The organism is Flavobacterium sp. (genome assembly GCF_041911335.1).
Taxonomy (GTDB): Bacteria; Bacteroidota; Bacteroidia; order Flavobacteriales; family Flavobacteriaceae; genus Flavobacterium.
Map to the genome: position 1 here is coordinate 96,507 of NZ_JAYRPD010000053.1, position 18,678 is coordinate 115,184.

Sequence of the window (18,678 nt, forward strand, 5' to 3'; positions counted from 1 at the left end):
TTTGTTACTGATTTTTGATTTTTTTGAATTCTAAATACGAATATACAATTGGAACAATGGTAATAACGGCAGTAATTCCTAAAAAAGTATACAGTTGCATTTCATTTGGCAATACAAATGTCAATGCCATTAAAAGTCCGCCCACAAACCAAAGTTTTCCACCTATTAAATGTGTTTTTTTCCAAACTTCTTCGTTTTCTAATGTCCAAGGCGTTCTGATTCCAATGAAATAATTAGGTTTTATGGTTTTGAAATAATTGCCTAAGAATGTAAATAGCAAACCAATAATAACAAAAATCATTTTAGGATTTGAGTTTTTCATTTGAATGCTATACACTATAAATAATGCCAATAAGGTTAAAAATACACTTATTATATATCTTAAATTATGCAATTTGTTTCCCATTTTATCTAAATTTCCTTTAGGATCTAATGACGGAATAATCAAAAATGTAAAATAACCAATTCCACTAATCAGCAACAGTGGAAAAATTATTTCTATCTTTTTACCCCAATCGTCAATCTCACCAGAACCATTCCAATGCATTGGAATTTCATCGGGTAGATTATTCCAAATAAATGCTAAATAAATGAAAGGTAATAATGAAATAATGATAAACGGAATTTCTTTTTTCAACTTCTCCATACTTTATTTTTTTAGGGTAATAATCCATTGTAAAATGTCGTCAACAATTGTAGTGTTTAAAGAATAAACTACAAATTGTCCTTTTTTTTCGCTTGTGACTAAATCGGCACGCTTTAAAATATCTAAATGATGCGAAATACTGGGTTTTGAAATATGAAATTGGTCCGCAATATCGCCAGCCGTCATTTCCTGTTTGCGCAGCAATTCCAGAATATCTCTTCTGGTTTCGTCGTTTAAGGCTTTGAAAATTGCGTTCATATTAATTTATATATTTAGACAAATATCTAAATATTATTTGGAATGGCAAAATGTTTTCAAAAAATAAACCCGATAGGTTTTGAAACGTATCGGGTTTGATGGGTTATTTTTGAGATTTGAATTTCAAATAAATGGAATTTATAAAAATTAATAAAAATAGAGAAGTTGAAATTAAAAGAAGATTATCAATTAAATCAATATTTGAGTAATCACTTTGAAATAAACAACAATATGAAATTCCTAAAAGGAATAAGATTGATAAAATAAAGTTTGTTTTGGTCTTAATGATTGCTAAGAGACTAAATCCTATGAAAAAAGTTAACAAAAAATAGGGAATAAAAAAACTAATTCCAGTGATGTCAAATGCCCAACCAACAGTTTTATTAATTCCATAAACTCCACTCTCATATGGTTTTAAAATCAGAACAAAAGGTGTTAGACTAATCAAATACATTTTATTCTCAAACAGTAATTTTATTTTATTCATCATAATTTAAACTTAATAACATTTGTCTTTCATCGAAATGACAAAACCTAATCCAACTGCCAACTGATACTGAATACTGACCACTTTCCTAATGCGCTTCCAACCAATTCTTACCCAATCCAATTTCTACATCTAACGGAACTGCCATTTTAAAGGCGTTTTCCATTTCGTGTTTGATCATCGGTTGGATTTTTTCTAATTCAGAGTTGTGCACATCAAATACCAATTCGTCATGTACTTGCAAAAGCATTTTTGATTTCCAATTTTCAGATGTTAGTTTTTTGTGAATGTTAATCATCGCAATTTTAATGATATCCGCAGCCGAACCTTGAATTGGCGCATTTACAGCATTTCGTTCTGCCCCACCACGAACAATTGCGTTGGCTGAGTTGATGTCTTTCAAATAACGTCTTCTTCCTGAAATGGTTTCTACATAGCCGTTTTCTCTAGCAAAATCAACTTGCTCTTGAATGAATGATTTTAATCTTGGATACGTTTTGTAATATGCTTCAATTAAATCCGCACTTTCTTTTCGAGATAAGTTAGTTTGGTTGCTCAATCCAAATGCCGAAACGCCATAAATAATTCCGAAGTTTACGGTTTTGGCATGACTTCTTTGTTCTTTTGTTACTTCGTCTAAAGGTACATTGAACACTTTTGCAGCCGTACTTTTGTGAATGTCTTCGTGATTTTGAAACGCTTTAATCATATTTTCTTCACCACACAAAGCCGCAATAATTCGCAATTCAATTTGAGAATAATCGGCTGAAAGTAGCGTGTAATTTTCATCGCGTGCAATGAAGGCTTTTCTAATTTGTCTTCCTCTTTCGGTACGAATTGGAATGTTTTGTAAATTCGGATTATTCGAACTCAAACGACCTGTAGCGGCAACCGTTTGCATATAATCAGTGTGCACTCTTCCCGTTTTTTTATCGACCTGATTTGGTAAAGCATCAATATACGTACTTTGTAATTTCACCATTTGACGCCATTCTAAAATATCGCGCACAATTTGATGTTCGTTTGCCAAATAACTCAATACTTCTTCACCTGTAGCATATTGACCTGTTTTGGTTTTCTTTTGTTTCGCGCCACCAATTTTTAGTTTGTCGAATAAAATATCGCCCAACTGTTTTGGAGAAGCCAAATTGAATTTCTCACCCGCAGTTTCATAAATTTGTTGTTCCAGCGCATCGATTTCTTTTTGCATATCAACCGACATACTTTTTAGGAATTCCACATCCAAACGAATTCCTTCTTTTTCCATATCAGCTAAAACTGGAACCAGCGGAATTTCGATTTCATCAAACAGTTTTTTCGTACCTACTTTTTCTAAAATCGGTTGGAAATGCTCTTTTAATTGGAAAGTAATATCGGCATCTTCAGTTGCATATTCTTTGATGTCTTCCAAAGGAACATCGCGCATTGATAATTGATTTTTTCCTTTTTTACCAATTAACGTTTCAATCGATTTTGGCGAATATTTCAAATACGTTTCCGACAATACATCCATATTATGTCGCATATCAGGATTAATCAGATAATGCGCAATCATGGTGTCGAATAATTTTCCTTTGACTTGAATGTTATAATTCGAAAGAATTTTCAAGTCGTATTTCATGTTCTGACCAATTTTTTCGATGTTCTCATTTTCGAAGAATGGTCTGAATTTTTCAATTAACGTTTGGACTTCTTCCTGATTTTCGGGAAACGGAACATAAAATCCTTTTCCTTTTTCGAAAGAAAATGACATTCCTACTAACTCGGCATTCAAGGCGTCAATTCCGGTAGTTTCAGTATCAAAACAAACCGAAGTTTGATTCAATAAATTCTGCATTAACAATTTTACTGGTAAATCGCCTTGAACTATTTGGTAGAAATGCGTCGTATTTTCTAAAGTCGCATAAAACGAATGATTCGTAGTTGGTTCATCCGATTCGTCACTAAATCCAAATAAATCAAATTGGTCTTCATTTGATTTTTTGGCTGGAGCTTTTTTAATGGGTTGCGGAATTTCAGAAGTATTTCCATTGGCATCAATTTCATCGTATTCTTTTCCAGAACCAAATAACTTATCAAACTGCGCTTTCATTTGACGGAATTCTAATTCCTGAAACAAAGCGTCTGTTTTTTCAACATCTGGTTTTGATAGTTCGAAATCAGTTGCATCAAAAGTAACTGGACAATCGAGTAGGATAGTAGCTAACTTTTTCGATAAAAGTCCTAATTCTTTATTTGCCTCGATTTTCTCTTTCATCGCACCTTTTAATTGATGCGTGTTGGCTAATAAATTTTCTAAAGTGCCATATTCCGCTAAGAATTTTTTTGCCGTTTTTTCTCCCACGCCTGGTAATCCTGGGATGTTATCAGCAGAATCGCCCATCATTCCTAAGAAATCGATAACTTGTTCAGGGCGCTCGATTTCAAATTTTTCTAAGACTTCGGGAATTCCCCAAATCTCGATATCATTCCCCATTCGTGCAGGTTTGTACATGAAAATATTTTCAGAAACCAATTGTGCAAAATCCTTATCCGGTGTTACCATGAACACTTGAAAACCTTCTTTTTCGGCTTGTTTCGCTAAAGTTCCAATCAAATCATCCGCTTCAAAACCTGCTTTTTCGATAATTGGAATATGCATTGCTTTTAATAATTCTTGAATATAGGGAACTGCAATTTTAATTGCTTCTGGAGTTTCGTCACGATGCGCTTTGTATTCTTGATACATTTCAAAACGATAATCGCTTCCGCCTTTATCAAACGCCACCGCTAAATGATCAGGTTTTTCGCGTTTAATTACGTCCATTAGAGAATTCATGAATCCCATAATAGCGGAAGTATCCATTCCTTTAGAATTGATACGAGGATTTTTTATAAAGGCATAATACCCACGAAAGATAAGCGCGTAAGCATCAAGAAGGAAAAGACGTTTTTGTGACATTGTTCTGAAATTTCATTTAAAATGTAAAAGTACAATTCTTTGCTTAAAAAAACTTTGTTAAAATTCATTTAATGCAGCATCAATTTGTCTAACTTGTTCCTTACTTTGCAAAAAAAAGAGCTAGTGATTCGTTGGATTGTTTTTTTAGTATTTGTAATCATTCTTGAAATTTATGCGTTTCAGGCATTTAAAACTTTGATAAAATCGAAGTGGTTTTTTGTTTTCTATTATGTAACATCTGCAATTGCGCTTGCCTATATTGTTTATCAATTATATCATTTTGATAGAAGTGTAGGACAAACTCCAAAAACCATGATGACGATGGGTTTGTTGTTATTACTATATGTCCCAAAATTATTATTGACCATTATATTATTTGGAGAAGATATTGTGCGTTTTTTTGTGGGATTATTTTCCTTATTTAATAGTGATTCAGAAGGTTTTTTACCAGAAAGAAGGCGTTTTGTAAGCCAAATTGCATTGGGAGTAGCAGCAATTCCGTTTGCTTCTTTTTTATACGGAATTACCATTGGGAAATACAATTACAAAGTAATTAAGCAAACGTTGTTTTTTCCTGATTTACCTGATGCTTTTGATGGAACAACGATTACTCATATTTCAGACGTTCATAGCGGAAGTTTTGATGATGCCGAGAAAATTCAGTATGCGATTGATTTGATTAATGAGCAAAATTCAGATTTGGTTTTGTTTACAGGAGATATTGTAAATACACATGCAACTGAAATGGATCCATGGATTGATACATTTAAAGGAATTTATAATCCTAAATTTGGAAAGTTTTCTGTTTTAGGAAATCATGATTACGGTGAATATATCAATTGGCCATCCCAGCAAGATAAAATCCAAAATTTTGAAAACATCAAAGCAATACATAATAAAATTGATTTCAAATTGTTATTGAATGAACATGTGAAAATCAAAAAAGACAATCAAGAATTAGCAATAGTTGGTGTAGAAAATTGGGGAAGAAAATTTGGTGAGCGTGGCGATTTGAATTTAGCGTCTAAAGGTTTATCTAAAGATGATTTCAAAATTGTAATGAGTCACGATCCAAGTCATTGGGATGAGAAAATTCAGCACGATGACAATCATTATCATTTAACGCTTTCAGGACATACGCATGGATTGCAATTTGGAATTGAAATTCCGGGTTGGGTAAAATGGAGTCCGGTTCAATATGTTTACAAACAATGGGCTGGATTGTATGAAAATGCAGGAAGATATATTTATGTAAATCGCGGTTTTGGCTTTCATGCTTATCCTGGTAGGGTAGGAATTATGCCCGAAATAACGGTTATTGAACTAAAAAAAGGAGAAAAAGTAGCATAATTCAGTAAAAATGCTACATTTGTATATTATTTTTGTGTGAAAATTAATATTTTTGATACTAATAAATTGCAATTTATGTCAAAATTTGGAGAACTTATCGATGCTCAAGTACCTGTACTAATCGATTTTTTTACAGAGTGGAATGAACCTTCAGTAGCTATGAATGAAGTAATTCGTCATGTTGCGGCTGCTTTAGGAGACAAGGCTCGTGTAATTAAAATTGATGTGGATAAAAATCAGGAATTAGCCGATGCGCTTCGTATTAAAGGTTTGCCTACTTTAATGATTTACAAAGAAGGTCAAATGGTATGGAGACAAAGCGGTGAACTTGATGCTAACACTTTAATTTCGTTAGTGCAAGAGCAAGCCTAAGGAATTACATCAAAAGTAAAACCCCTATCTTTTAAAACTTGTATTGCCTTAGGCAAAGCAAACCTTAAATTTTGTTCTGATTTAATGCTGTCGTGAAATACGATTATACTTCCTTGTGCCGTATTTGAAATCACATTTTCTAGGCATTTCTCTTTTGAAATTGAAGAATCAAAATCATAACTCAAAACATCCCACATAATTATTTTGTAGCCTAAATTTCGAATTGCTTTAGATTGACTAGGTTTGATTTTTCCATAAGGTGGACGAAATAGAAAAGAGTGTTCAGCGTTCAGTTTTGATTGTTCAGTTTCGCACAACTTGAAATTTTCGATATAATGATTAGTCTTGGTTTTCCAACCGTTTAGATGGTTGAAAGTGTGATTTCCAGTTTGGTGTCCTTCGGCAAGTATTCGTTTGTAAATTTCTGGATGTTTTTTAATGTTATCGCCAATGCAAAAGAATGTTGCTTTAATGTTTTCTGATTTTAAAATATCTAAAACCCATTCGGTTACTTCAGGAATTGGGCCATCATCAAAAGTTAAATAGATTTTCTTTTCTGAATTTGGCATCTCCCAAACCAGATTATTGAAAACCTTTTTAATCCATTTATTTGTTTTAACCCAATTGAAGTTCATTATTTATTATTTTTTTAGATAAGATATCAATTTTGTCGAATTGTTAAATATTTTTTCAATTCTGCCATTTTCATCTATAACAATGTGAGTTGGATATTGATTTAACTTTAATTTTTCTTCTATAAACTTTTTAGAGACTGAAATGTTGTTATACTTTAGTGGTTTTTCTTTTAAAAAAAATTGCAGTTTTTCTGTTTCATCAAATGCAAAACTTATGAATGTGTAATTTTTACTTTTTGAATTTTCTACTAAATTATTAAGTTCAGGGAATTCTTTTACGCAAGCAGTACAATTTATGAACCACGTTTTTATAATTATTTTATTGCCTTTTAATGATTTTGAAGAGATGGGTTTGTTTTCTAAGGTAATAAAGTTGAATTCTGGCAATAGTTCACCTTCTCTATTGAAATATTCTAACTCTTTAAGTGATTCTTGTTGTATGGTTTTCAATATTTCAATATTATCACATTTAAGTAATTTATAAATGAGATAGCTTTTGTTTTCTAATTTTACAGGAATGGATTCTCCTTTTGTTAGAAGATTTAAAAATTCTTTCTTGCTAATTTTGTTGGAATTGTAATCATAAGCCAAAAAATCAGATGATAAATCTATTTCATTATTGTAATAGGTCCACCAAGATACGAAGTTTGATGAAATGTTTTTATAGTCAATTTTCTTAGATATTGTTTTTATTTCGTTCTTTTCTTTTTTGGAAACTACAATTGTTTTTTTGTTTTCTTCTTTACAATTAACGAAGAATAAGCACAAAATTAAAATTAGTTTATAATTCATTTTATTGTTTTTATTTGAAGTTCATATTGTAAAATTAGCATAAAAAAAATGTTCCAAACGAAATTTCTTTCACTTGGAACATTTTAATTGTTTATAAACTATTATTCCATTTTTCTTCCAAAACGTTCAAACATTTTGTTAAAATTATTGAATTTCACTTTTTCTTTATTATAGAATTCTAAATCTTCTGCTGATTCTGCAACTTGAAGTAAACTTCTGTAGTATTCAATATCACTTACAATATCCATAGCTCCAAAGTTTTGTTCACTAGGTTTCCATCCGCTATAAAATTTCAAGTTTTCTTGATATTTCTTAATAACTTCGGTAAGTATAGCTCTTGCTTTATCTTTTTTGCCTACTTCATAATATCCAGCAGCAAATGGTTCTAACAACGAATAGTATTCAAAATATTGAATTGGCATTTTTTCCATTGCTAAGTCAATCACTTTTTCAGCTTTGTCTAATTTGCCTTCATTGATTAAAGTTTCCATTAGTCGTGCTAAATTAGTTCGATATGAAATGCTGTTTTTGCGTGTTTCTGGATCGTGATAAATGATTGGTTTTCCGCTATTACCCCAATCCCATTTCATTACTATATTATACATTTTTTCTGAATCAATTTGTCCCATTTTCATAGGGCTTGGTGACTCTGCAGGGGTTTTAACCGGAACTAATTTAAAGCACATTCCGTCTAACTGAAGATAATCTTTCATCCAAAGATAATCGTCTTCTCCAAAACTTCCTCCTGTGAAATAAATAGGACGTTTCCAGTTGTTTTGGTTTACGATATCCAACATCATTAAGCGATTTTTGTATAAAGCATCATCTTTAATCTCAAATTCGATAGCAGGAACAATAGAATCATAAAATTTCTCCGAAACTACTTTGTTTTTAATTACAGCTGCTTTATCTATAGGGTAAATTACCTTTTTCGATGGGAAATAATTGATTTTACGACCATTATTTAATGTGATTTTTGCTCTTTCATCCTCTAAGGCAATAAATTTAAGCATATCGTCTAATAACAAAGGATCTTTCGTTCTTTCTACATACAAGCTATAATCTCTATGACTTCCTTTGTATTGTTCACGGTTAAATGAACTCGGAATAGGCTCTGAATTATGAGTTTTCATCTTCATTTGGTCAATGTACCAATCCGTCATAAATAAACTAGTATTTACAATTCGAACATCGGTTCTATAACCTTCAATTTCTTGCATGTACCAAAGTGGGAAAGTATCATTATCTCCAATGGTAAATAAAATGGCATTTGGTTCACAAGAATCCAAATAAGCTTTTGCCATAGTGAAAGCTGTGTCTTTATTGGAACGATCATGGTCATCCCAGTTTTCAGCAGCCAATAATACAGGAGAAGCAATTAAGCTCAAACCTAAAACTACAGGAATTGCAGTTTTCGGCTGAATGTATTTTTTCAAAGTGTCAAAAATAGCATAAACACCATAAGCAATCCACATAGCAAAAACATAGAACGAACCTACTAGTGCATAATCACGTTCTCTTGGTTCAAAAGGTCTTTCGTTTAAGTAAACCTTTAAAGCTAAACCTGTAAATAAGAATAAGACAAGTAAAACATAAAAACTCTTAATGTCTCTTTTTGCATGGAAAACCATTCCGATTATCGCTAAAATAAAAGGTAAAAAGAAATAAGTGTTTCTTCCTTTGTTGTTTTGCATATCAGACGGTAAATCTTTTTGAGTACCAATAAAAATTTCATCTATAAAAGTGATACCGCTTAACCAATTTCCATTAATGTTATCGTATTTCCCTTGAACATCACTTTGTCTTCCAACAAAATTCCAAAGTAAATATCTAACATACATGTATCCAAATTGATATTGAATCATGAACTTCATGTTGTTAATGAAGGTTGGTTTGTCTACAATTAGATATTCGCCATAACCTTTCAAGAATTTGTCATAATCTGCTTCATCAACTTCACCTGCTTCATATGCTTTACGGAATTCTGTTACAATTTGAACCAATTCGTCTTCGTGTGCATATTCTGGATTAATTCTGAACTCTAGTGGTTCAGTGAAGATCATATAATTTTCTCTATGCTCATTGCTCCACATTCTTGGAAGAATAGCTTTGTGAGCATCATCAGTATTTTGTTTGGCATTTTTATAATCATTCGTAATGATGTATTTACCAGTTTTATAATCTCTTTCGTAATTTGGTTTTTCGTCCAAATAAGGAGTTTCAGGATCTAAACCAGAATAAGTATCTGAAAATTGAGGTCCGTAAAACAATTTCTGTTCGCCATATTGTTCACGATTGTAGTAAGCCAAAACTTCTGCAGCATCTGACGGTTTATTTTCGTTAATAGGTGTGTTAGCATTCGCACGAATAGGTAACATCATCCAAGTTGAAAATCCAATCAAGATGAAAAGTGTTGATAAAATTAATGTGTTATAAAAAACATGTCCTTTCTTCTTGGTGTAATTAAGCCCAAAATAAAAAGCAGCTACAATTAGTATAAATGCAAAAATAGTTCCTGAATTGAAAGGCATTCCTAAGCTATTCACCATGAAAATTTCGGTTTTACCAAAGAAAGCCAAAGTATATGGAAGTAAAAGTTTAAAAATGAATAGCAATATCGCTATAATCACAACATTTGCAATTAGAAAACTTTTTACAGTGATGTTGGTGTATTTTTTAAAGAAATATAGAAATCCAATAGCTGGAAAAGTTAACAAAGCCATAAAGTGAACTCCAAAAGAAAGTCCAATAACCAATGAAATTAATAAAAGCCATTTATTTCCACGAGGTGTATTGATTTCTTGCTCCCAGCGTAAACCAAGCCAAAATAACAAAGCAATTAAAAAAGTGGCCATTGCATAAACTTCCGCCTCTACAGCATTATACCAAAAGCTGTCAGTAAAAGTGAAAGATAAACTTGCGATTGCAGCACTACCTAGAATCATAATAGCATTGCTAGTAGAAAGTTCTTTTTCTCCTATAATTAATTTCTTTAATAAAATGGTTAGTGACCAAAACATGAAAAGAACTGTAAAGGCACTAGAAAATACAGAAAGGTAGTTTACCATTAAAGCTATCTTGTCGGCACTCAAGGCAAACATAGCGAAGAAAGCGCCTAACATTTGAAATAATGGTGCTCCAGGAGGGTGTCCTACTTCTAAGTTAGCTGATGTTGCGATATATTCTCCACAATCCCAAAAGCTCAACGTTGGTTCTACCGTTAATGAATAAGTAATTAAAGCTACCATAAAAGTAGACCAGCCTAAAATGGTGTTCCACTTTTTAAAGTTGAATGAATTCATATTGTATTTTGTTTTTTCTATATTCTCCTACAAAGAAACTATTTTTTTGTTTACGATTTCGGTTTAATAATTTTTTTAATATTTTTTTTAGAAAAATTTGCAGAATAAAAAATATGCATTACATTTGCACTCGCAATCGAAAAGGTTGTTAGGTATTGGCCCATGGTGTAATGGTAACACTCCGGTTTTTGGTACCGTCATTCAAGGTTCGAGTCCTTGTGGGCCAACAAAACTCCGCTATTTTTTTGGCGGAGTTTTTTTATTTTATAATGTATTGATTTAGAGTTGTAAAAAAATAAAAAAAGACCTTCGTTTGAAGGTCTTTTTTATATCAAAAAGTCTTGAAAATTAAATTTTGAAAGTAATAACAGGTCGTTTAGCGTGATTTACTAAATCTTCACTAATGCTTCCGTTGAAGAAGTGTGATAAACCTTTTCTTCCGTGTGTACTCATTCCAATAATATCAGCATCTATGCTTTTTGCGAAATATAAAATTCCTTTTTCTACGTTTACATCATTATAAATATGAGTAGAATAGTTGTCAATTTTAAAGTTGGCAATAAACTCGTCCATTTGTTTTTGAGCCACTTTAGTAGACTTAAAGTTGTTTGGAGTGTTGATGTTTGCTAAATAAAGGTGTGAGCCAAATTTGTTTACAAACTCTACAACTTTTTCAAATGGTTTTTTAATTTCGTCTGAAAAATCAGAAGCAAATACAAATTTTGCTGCACTGAAAGTGTCTTCTTCTCTTTTTATAACTAGTACTGGAACCTCAGAATTTCTTACTACTTTTTCTGTGTTAGATCCGATAAACATCTCTTGGAAACCATTAGCGCCATGAGAACCCATAACAATCAAATCTGCATTGTGAGCTTCTCCGTTTTTAATAATGCCTTCAAAAGCCATTTCGAATTGAATAATTCTTGAAATTTTAACGCCGTTTAAATAATCAGCATCCATTAATTCATCAAGTTTTGCTACGGCTGCATTTTTGAAAAACATTAATTCTGGAATATCGTGAGCTGTTGAAAGGGCATCATTTCCAGTTGTTGGTAATTCCAACATATGTAGTAAAAAAATCTCGCCGTCATTTTTTTGTGCGATTTGTGCTGCAACTTTTAATGCGTATTCGGCGTGTTTTGAAAAATCGGTTGGTACTAAAATTCGTTTCATAAGTTTGTTTTAGGTTAATTTATAATCGTGAATAAATTTATACTATAAAAGTACAAAAAATATCCTAACTGACAATCTTTTTTTTAATTCAAAAAAATTTGTATATTTGCAACGTTATTAAACAACAAAGGGTTATGAGGCACGCACAGCGTGCCTCTTTTTATAAAAATATGACGTTTAAAAGTAAAGTTCAAGAAGTGCTAGATGCGGCATTGGCCGAGCGTGAGCATCTTTTTTTAATTGATTTATCCATCAATGATGCTAATAAAATTAGTATTATTTTAGATGGTGATTTTGGTGTAAATTTACAAGATTGTATCGATGTAAGTAGGGCAATTGAAAATAATTTAGACCGTGAAGAGCAGGATTTTTCTATTGAAGTGGCTTCGGCGGGTGTTTCTAGTCCGTTGAAATTAGTAAGGCAGTTCAAGAAAAATATCGGAAGAACATTAAAGGTTAAAACAATAGCATCGGAAGAAGTTGAAGCAAAATTAACTTCGGCAGATGATGAAAAAATAACTTTAGAATGGCAGGCGCGTGAGCCAAAAAAAATAGGTAAAGGAAAAGAGACGGTGGATAAAAAACTGGAAATCCCTTATGAGAATATCAAAGAAGCAATTGTTATAATATCATTTTAAATAAAGAGTTGACATGGAAAATATTGCATTAATCGAATCGTTTTCAGAATTTAAAGACGATAAACTCATAGATAGAGTTACACTAATGGCAATTTTAGAGGATGTATTTAGAAATGCATTAAAAAAGAAGTATGGATCAGACGATAACTTTGATATCATCATTAATCCAGATAAAGGAGATATGGAGATTTGGAGAAATCGTGTTGTGGTAGAAGATGGTGAGGTTGAAGATCCAAATTCTGAAATTTCTTTATCTGAAGCAAGAAGAATTGAGCCTGATTTTGAAGTAGGTGAGGATGTTTCTGAAGAAGTAAAATTAATTCAATTAGGAAGAAGAGCTATTTTGGCTTTGCGTCAAAATTTGATTTCTAAGATTCATGAACACGACAATACAAATCTTTACAAACAGTTTAAAGATTTAATTGGTGATATTTATACGGCAGAAGTGCATCATGTTCGTCCAAAAGCTGTAATTTTGATGGATGATGAAGGAAACGAAATTGTTTTGCCAAAAGAAAAACAAATTCCAAACGATTATTTCAAAAAAGGAGATAATGTAAGAGGGGTTATTGAAAATGTTGAATTGAAAGGTAATAAACCTCAAATCATCATGTCAAGAACGGCTCCTGAATTCCTTGAGAAATTATTCGAACAAGAAATTCCTGAAGTATTTGATGGTTTAATCACGATCAAAAAAGTTGTTCGCATCCCAGGTGAAAAAGCAAAAGTAGCTGTAGATTCTTATGATGATAGAATTGATCCTGTTGGAGCTTGTGTAGGAATGAAAGGTTCTCGTATTCATGGAATTGTTCGTGAATTAGGAAATGAAAATATTGATGTAATTAATTATACAACGAATGCTCAGTTATATATTACAAGAGCATTGAGTCCGGCAAAAGTTTCTACAGTTAAAATCAACGAAGAAGCTAAAACGGCAGAAGTATTCTTAAAAATTGAAGAAGTTTCTAAAGCTATTGGTAGAGGTGGAAATAACATCAAATTAGCTAGTTTATTAACAGGTTATGAAATTGATGTAATCAGAGAAGGTGTTACTGAAGAAGAAGATGACGTAGAATTAAGAGAATTCTCTGACGAAATCGAAGCTTGGGTAATTGAAGAATTTGAAAAAATCGGTTTAGATACAGCTAGAAGCGTATTAAATCAAGATGTTGCTGACTTGGTGAGAAGAACAGATCTTGAAGAGGAAACTATTTTAGATGTAATGAATATATTGAAAGAAGAATTAGAAGGATAATTCTCTAACCAAACAACACAACAATACAAAGAATTTTAAAAAGGTTATATGTCTGAAGAAAGAGTAATAAGAATAAACAAAATTTTAAGGGAGTTAAATATTTCTCTTGATAGAGCTGTGGATTTTCTAAAAGAAAAGGGTCATGAAATTGAGTCGAGTCCAAATGCTAAAATATCTCAAGAGGAATATCAAGTCTTATGTGGTCAATTTTCTGCTGACAAAGGGAATAAGGTTGCCTCTCTTGAAGTGAGTGAAGAAAAGAGAAAAGAGAAAGAGGCACTAAAACGTGAACTTGAAAAAGAACAAGAGGCGAAACGTTTGCAGGAAGAAGAGCGTCAAAGACAAGAGATTATCAAAGCTAAGGCAGTTTTATCTGCTCCAAAAGCAGTTGGTAAAATCGATTTAGATCCTAAAAAACAAGAAGTTAAGTCTGAAAAACTAGTTTCTGAAGAAAAACCTGTTGCTAAAACTGAGCAAAAGCCTGTTGTTTCTGAACAAAAACCAGTTGTGGAGAAAAAACCAGAAGCGGTTACACCTGAAGTGAAGGAAGAAACTCCAGTTGTTAAAAAAGTAGAAATGGTTAAGCCTGCTAAAGAGGTTGAGGAAAAAACTGAATCAACTACTGATGAAACTGGAGAGGTAAAATTCGAAACACAGTACCAAAAATTATCAGGTGCTACTTTTACAGGTCAAAAAATTGATTTATCTCAATTTGAAAAACCTAAAAAGAAAAAAGAAGATCCTAAAAAAGATTTTAAAAAGCCTGGAACTCCTCAAGGTCAAAATGCTGGAGGAGCAAATGCGGCTAATAATAAAAACAAACGTAAGCGTATTGTTAAACCAGGTACGCCAGGAGCTCCTGGGGCTAATAATAATGCGGGTGGTCCTAAAAAAGAGTTTGTAAAAGGTAATGGTGCAGGAGGTTTTAATAAAGGTAAAAAACCAATTATTCAAAAGGTAGAGCCTTCTGAAGAAGATGTTAAAAACCAAATTAAAGAAACTCTTGAAAGATTACAAGGTAAAGGAAATAAATCAAAATCGGCTAAATACCGTAGAGATAAAAGAGATTCACACCGTCAACGTGTTGATGATGAATTACAAGCACAAGAAGAAGGAAGCAAAACTTTAAAAGTAACGGAATTTGTTACTGTTGGTGAAATTGCATCTTTAATGGATGTGTCAATTACAAAAGTAATCGGAACTTGTATGTCGCTTGGAATCATGGTTACCATGAACCAACGTTTAGATGCGGAAACATTATCTATCGTTGCTGATGAGTTTGGATATGAAGTTGAATTCATAACAACAGATATTGAAGAAGCTGCTGAAGTAGTTCAAGACAATCCAGAAGATTTAGTTCACAGAGCACCTATTGTAACGGTGATGGGTCACGTTGACCACGGTAAAACCTCTTTACTAGATTACATTCGTAAAGCTAACGTAATCGCAGGTGAGTCTGGAGGAATTACGCAACATATTGGAGCTTACGGAGTAATCTTAGAAAATGGTGAAAAAATCACATTCTTAGATACGCCAGGTCACGAGGCATTTACAGCGATGCGTGCCCGTGGAGCTCAAGTTACCGATATTGCTATTATAGTGGTTGCTGCCGATGATGAAATCATGCCACAAACAAAAGAGGCGATTAGTCATGCACAAGCAGCTGGTGTACCAATGATTTTTGCTATTAATAAAGTGGATAAGCCAACGGCAAATCCTGAGAAAATTAAAGAGCAATTAGCAGGTATGAACTTATTGGTTGAAGATTGGGGTGGAAAATATCAATCTCAAGACATTTCAGCTAAATTTGGGCAAGGAGTGCCTGAATTATTAGAAAAAGTATTGTTAGAGGCTGAAATTTTAGAATTGAAAGCCAATCCAAATAAACCGGCTTTAGGAACTGTAGTGGAAGCTCAGTTGGATAAAGGTAGAGGTTATGTTTCAACTATTTTAGTTCAAGCAGGAACTTTGAAAGTTGGAGATTATGTTTTAGCAGGAAAAAATCATGGTAAAATTAGAGCCATGTTTGACGAAAGAGGTCACCAAATTAAATCAGCTGGACCATCAACTCCAGTATCTGTTTTAGGATTAGATGGTGCGCCAACAGCGGGTGATAAGTTCAATGTTTATGAAGACGAAAGAGAAGCAAAACAAATTGCTGCTAAACGTACTCAATTACAACGTGAGCAATCAGTTCGTACTCAAAAACATATTACGCTTGCCGAAATCGGTCGTCGTATTGCATTAGGACAATTTAAAGAATTGAATATTATCCTTAAAGGAGACGTGGATGGTTCTGTGGAAGCATTATCAGATTCATTCTCTAAATTATCTACAGAAGAAATTCAAATTAACATTATTCATAAAGGAGTTGGAGCAATTACGGAATCTGACGTATTGTTAGCTTCTGCTTCTGATGCGATTATTATTGGATTTAACGTTCGTCCTCAAGGGAATGCAAAACAATTAGCAGAAAAAGAAGAAATCGATATCCGTAACTACTCAATTATTTACGATGCAATTGATGACTTAAAAGATGCTATGGAAGGAATGTTGTCTCCAGAAATGAAAGAGGAGATTACTGGTACTGCAGAGATTAGAGAATTGTTTAAAGTGTCTAAAGTAGGAACTATTGCCGGGTGTATGGTTACAGATGGTAAAATCTTCAGAAATTCTAAAATACGTTTAATTAGAGAGGGCGTTGTAATTTATACAGGTGAATTAGCCACTTTAAAACGTTTCAAAGATGACGTTAAAGAAGTTTCTAAAGGATACGATTGTGGTATGCAGATTAAAAATTACAACGATATTCGTGAGTACGATTTAATCGAAGGTTTCCATGAAGTGGAAGTGAAGAAAAAATTGAAATAATTCAATTATAAGCAATAAAAAAAACCATTCATTTGAATGGTTTTTTTGTTTTTATTTGTTCTAATTAGAAGGTTTGATGATTAATGCTGTTGGATATTTTTTCTTAATATCTACCATTGCACGTTCTACTTCAATTCTTGTTTTAAAGTTTCCAATCCATACTTTATAGTTGGGGCTGTTGAAAATAATAGTTCCGTCAAGATCTTTGAATTCTTTTTTAAATTCTTGTAATTTCTTTTTGGACTCTTCACTGTTTCCATAAAAAATTTGAATTTTATAACCTTCATTTAAAAATAAACCAGTGTTTAGTTTTCTTTTTTCTTTTAACAATTGGTCAATTTTTGGATCCACAGAGACATTGGTTTTTCCATCTTGTCCATTAGATGTAAAGCAGAAAAGAGATGATAGAATAAAGAAGTACAATGAGTTATGTTTTGATAAGTTTTTCATATGCAAATGATTTTTATACAAAAATACAATTTAAGATGAGAATCGAACACTTGAATATTATTTAGAACAAATATAAATTACATTTTAAGATAAAATTAAGGTTTTAATAATAGTTCGAATATTGTATTTTTGTCGGAGTTTTGAAAAAATAACGTGTTGTTTTTAGATAAGGTATATCTAAAAGTATACCAAATTAAGTCGATAATCATTTTAAATATGAAAAAGGTGGGTAACCATAAATCGTTTTCAAAGATTTTCTTCAGTGTAGCATTCGTGCTAGTAACTTCTTTATCTGCGTTCTCTCAGGATGCGGCAAAGGGTAAGGAATTGTTCAACACCAATTGTGCTGCTTGTCATAAGTTAGATGGTAAAGCAACGGGGCCTGCGCTTCGTGATGTTGCGTCTAAGTATGATAAAGAGTGGTTGTACAAATGGATTAAAAACAGTGGAGAATTAATCAAGTCAGGAGATGCTCAAGCTGTAAAAGTTTTTGAAGAGAACAACAAAGTTCCAATGACTGCATTTCCACAATTGTCAAATGAAGATATTGACAATATTATAGCATACACTTCTGAGCCTGCTCCTGCTGCGCCTGCTGCAGTTCCTGGTGCTGCTCCAGTTGCTGGTGATGCTGCTGCAGCTGATTCAGGTGTTTCTAATAATGTTATATTAGGGGTGCTTTCGTTAGTGATGATGATGTTAGTTGTAATGTTGTTCTTGGTGAACAATATGTTGACTAAAATCGCTAGTGCTAAAGGATTAGAGGTAGCTCAAAAAGATCGTTCAATCATGAATATCTTTAAAGCTTATGCTAAAAATCAGTTCTTAGTGTTGGTTTCGGCAATCTTGTTATTGTTGGTTTCTGCTTATTTTGCATACGGATGGATGATGCAAATAGGTGTTGATCAAGGATATGAGCCAGTTCAGCCAATTCACTATTCACACAGAATTCACGCTGGTGAAAATGGAATTGATTGTAAATACTGTCACTCTGCGGCAAGAGTTAGTAAGCATTCTAATATTCCTTCGTTGAATGTTTGTATGAACTGTCACAAAAATATTAGTGAAGTAGCTGAAACTACAGCAACTGAAGAGCATTCTAAAGCGTTTTACGATGGTGAAATTGCTAAATTATATGATGCTGTTGGATGGGACAAATCGTTACAAAAATACACAGGAAAAACTAAACCAGTTAAATGGGTTAGAATTCATAATTTACCAGATCATGTTTATTTCAATCACTCACAACACGTAACTGTTGCTGGAGTTGAGTGTCAAACTTGTCACGGTCCAGTTGAAGAAATGGAGATCATGAAACAACATGCTCCGTTAACAATGGGATGGTGTATTAACTGTCACAGAGAAACAAATGTGAAAGTAGAAGATAATGCTTACTACAAAAAAATCCATGAAGAACTTTCTAAAAAATACGGAGTATCTCAGTTAACTGCGGCTCAAATGGGAGGTTTAGAATGTGGTAAATGTCACTATTAATAAAATAATTTAAG

The 18,678-nt window shown here is 32.6% G+C and carries 15 protein-coding genes and 1 tRNA gene; 7 read left to right on the forward strand and 9 right to left on the reverse strand.

From position 1 onward, the window contains the following. Window positions 1-4: 4 nt before the first annotated feature. The 4 genes from ACE3PD_RS08945 to polA all read right to left on the reverse strand — a co-directional run bounded on the left by ACE3PD_RS08945 (window position 5) and on the right by polA (window position 4,332). Complete coding sequence (locus ACE3PD_RS08945; protein WP_374401608.1) at window positions 5-646, reverse strand: SdpI family protein; 642 nt, start codon at window positions 644-646, stop codon at window positions 5-7. Window positions 647-649: 3 nt separating this feature from the next. After that, on the reverse strand, window positions 650-904 hold the full coding sequence (locus ACE3PD_RS08950; RefSeq protein WP_008256034.1) for an autorepressor SdpR family transcription factor: 255 nt from the start codon (window positions 902-904) through the stop codon (window positions 650-652). A gap of 103 nt (window positions 905-1,007) precedes the next feature. Continuing rightward, a complete protein-coding gene (locus ACE3PD_RS08955; RefSeq protein WP_374401611.1) occupies window positions 1,008-1,394 on the reverse strand; it encodes a hypothetical protein in 387 nt (128 codons plus the stop codon). Window positions 1,395-1,479: 85 nt separating this feature from the next. Beyond that, window positions 1,480-4,332 (reverse strand): DNA polymerase I, encoded by a 2,853-nt coding sequence (polA, locus tag ACE3PD_RS08960; protein WP_374401612.1) that lies wholly within the window; start codon window positions 4,330-4,332, stop codon window positions 1,480-1,482. A 123-nt stretch (window positions 4,333-4,455) separates the two neighbouring features. Here polA and ACE3PD_RS08965 point away from each other — a divergent pair, with 123 nt between their 5' ends. Both ACE3PD_RS08965 and ACE3PD_RS08970 read left to right on the forward strand, forming a co-directional pair. Then, entirely contained in the window at window positions 4,456-5,682 is a 1,227-nt protein-coding gene (locus ACE3PD_RS08965) for a metallophosphoesterase (protein WP_374401614.1), read from the forward strand. Between the two features lie 75 nt (window positions 5,683-5,757). Next, on the forward strand, window positions 5,758-6,054 hold the full coding sequence (locus ACE3PD_RS08970) for a co-chaperone YbbN (RefSeq protein ID WP_008256043.1): 297 nt from the start codon (window positions 5,758-5,760) through the stop codon (window positions 6,052-6,054). Here ACE3PD_RS08970 and ACE3PD_RS08975 read toward each other — a convergent pair. The 3 genes from ACE3PD_RS08975 to ACE3PD_RS08985 form a co-directional block, all read right to left on the reverse strand. After that, window positions 6,051-6,689, reverse strand: a complete 639-nt coding sequence (locus tag ACE3PD_RS08975) for a polysaccharide deacetylase family protein (protein ID WP_374401617.1) — start codon at window positions 6,687-6,689, stop codon at window positions 6,051-6,053. The two genes, ACE3PD_RS08970 and ACE3PD_RS08975, sit on opposite strands and share 4 nt — an antisense overlap. A 6-nt stretch (window positions 6,690-6,695) precedes the next feature. Continuing rightward, entirely contained in the window at window positions 6,696-7,481 is a 786-nt protein-coding gene (locus tag ACE3PD_RS08980; RefSeq protein ID WP_374401619.1) for a TlpA family protein disulfide reductase, read from the reverse strand. Between the two features lie 101 nt (window positions 7,482-7,582). Beyond that, window positions 7,583-10,783, reverse strand: a complete 3,201-nt coding sequence (locus ACE3PD_RS08985; RefSeq protein WP_374401621.1) for a protein O-mannosyl-transferase family — start codon at window positions 10,781-10,783, stop codon at window positions 7,583-7,585. Between the two features lie 156 nt (window positions 10,784-10,939). On the opposite strand from ACE3PD_RS08985, the gene ACE3PD_RS08990 reads away from it, so the two are divergent. Further along, window positions 10,940-11,010, forward strand: a tRNA-Gln gene (locus ACE3PD_RS08990). Window positions 11,011-11,131: 121 nt separating this feature from the next. On the opposite strand, the gene ACE3PD_RS08995 is transcribed toward ACE3PD_RS08990, so the two are convergent. Then, window positions 11,132-11,956, reverse strand: coding sequence for a universal stress protein (locus ACE3PD_RS08995; RefSeq protein ID WP_374401623.1), 825 nt, complete (start codon window positions 11,954-11,956; stop codon window positions 11,132-11,134). A 170-nt stretch (window positions 11,957-12,126) separates the two neighbouring features. On the opposite strand from ACE3PD_RS08995, the gene rimP reads away from it, so the two are divergent. The 3 genes from rimP to infB are packed head-to-tail and all read left to right on the forward strand — an operon-like array spanning window position 12,127 to window position 16,720. Then, entirely contained in the window at window positions 12,127-12,594 is a 468-nt protein-coding gene (gene rimP, locus ACE3PD_RS09000) for a ribosome assembly cofactor RimP (RefSeq protein ID WP_374401675.1), read from the forward strand. Window positions 12,595-12,607: 13 nt separating this feature from the next. Beyond that, window positions 12,608-13,849 (forward strand): transcription termination factor NusA, encoded by a 1,242-nt coding sequence (gene nusA, locus ACE3PD_RS09005; RefSeq protein ID WP_374401625.1) that lies wholly within the window; start codon window positions 12,608-12,610, stop codon window positions 13,847-13,849. Window positions 13,850-13,897: 48 nt separating this feature from the next. After that, a complete protein-coding gene (infB, locus tag ACE3PD_RS09010) occupies window positions 13,898-16,720 on the forward strand; it encodes a translation initiation factor IF-2 (protein WP_374401627.1) in 2,823 nt (940 codons plus the stop codon). A 60-nt stretch (window positions 16,721-16,780) separates the two neighbouring features. Here infB and ACE3PD_RS09015 read toward each other — a convergent pair whose 3' ends face one another. Then, window positions 16,781-17,170, reverse strand: a complete 390-nt coding sequence (locus tag ACE3PD_RS09015) for an SPOR domain-containing protein (RefSeq protein ID WP_374401629.1) — start codon at window positions 17,168-17,170, stop codon at window positions 16,781-16,783. Between the two features lie 216 nt (window positions 17,171-17,386). Here ACE3PD_RS09015 and ACE3PD_RS09020 point away from each other — a divergent pair, with 216 nt between their 5' ends. Beyond that, window positions 17,387-18,664 carry a c-type cytochrome gene (locus ACE3PD_RS09020; RefSeq protein ID WP_374401631.1) on the forward strand — a complete coding sequence of 426 codons (1,278 nt, stop codon included), beginning with the start codon at window positions 17,387-17,389 and terminating at the stop codon, window positions 18,662-18,664. Window positions 18,665-18,678: the final 14 nt, after the last annotated feature.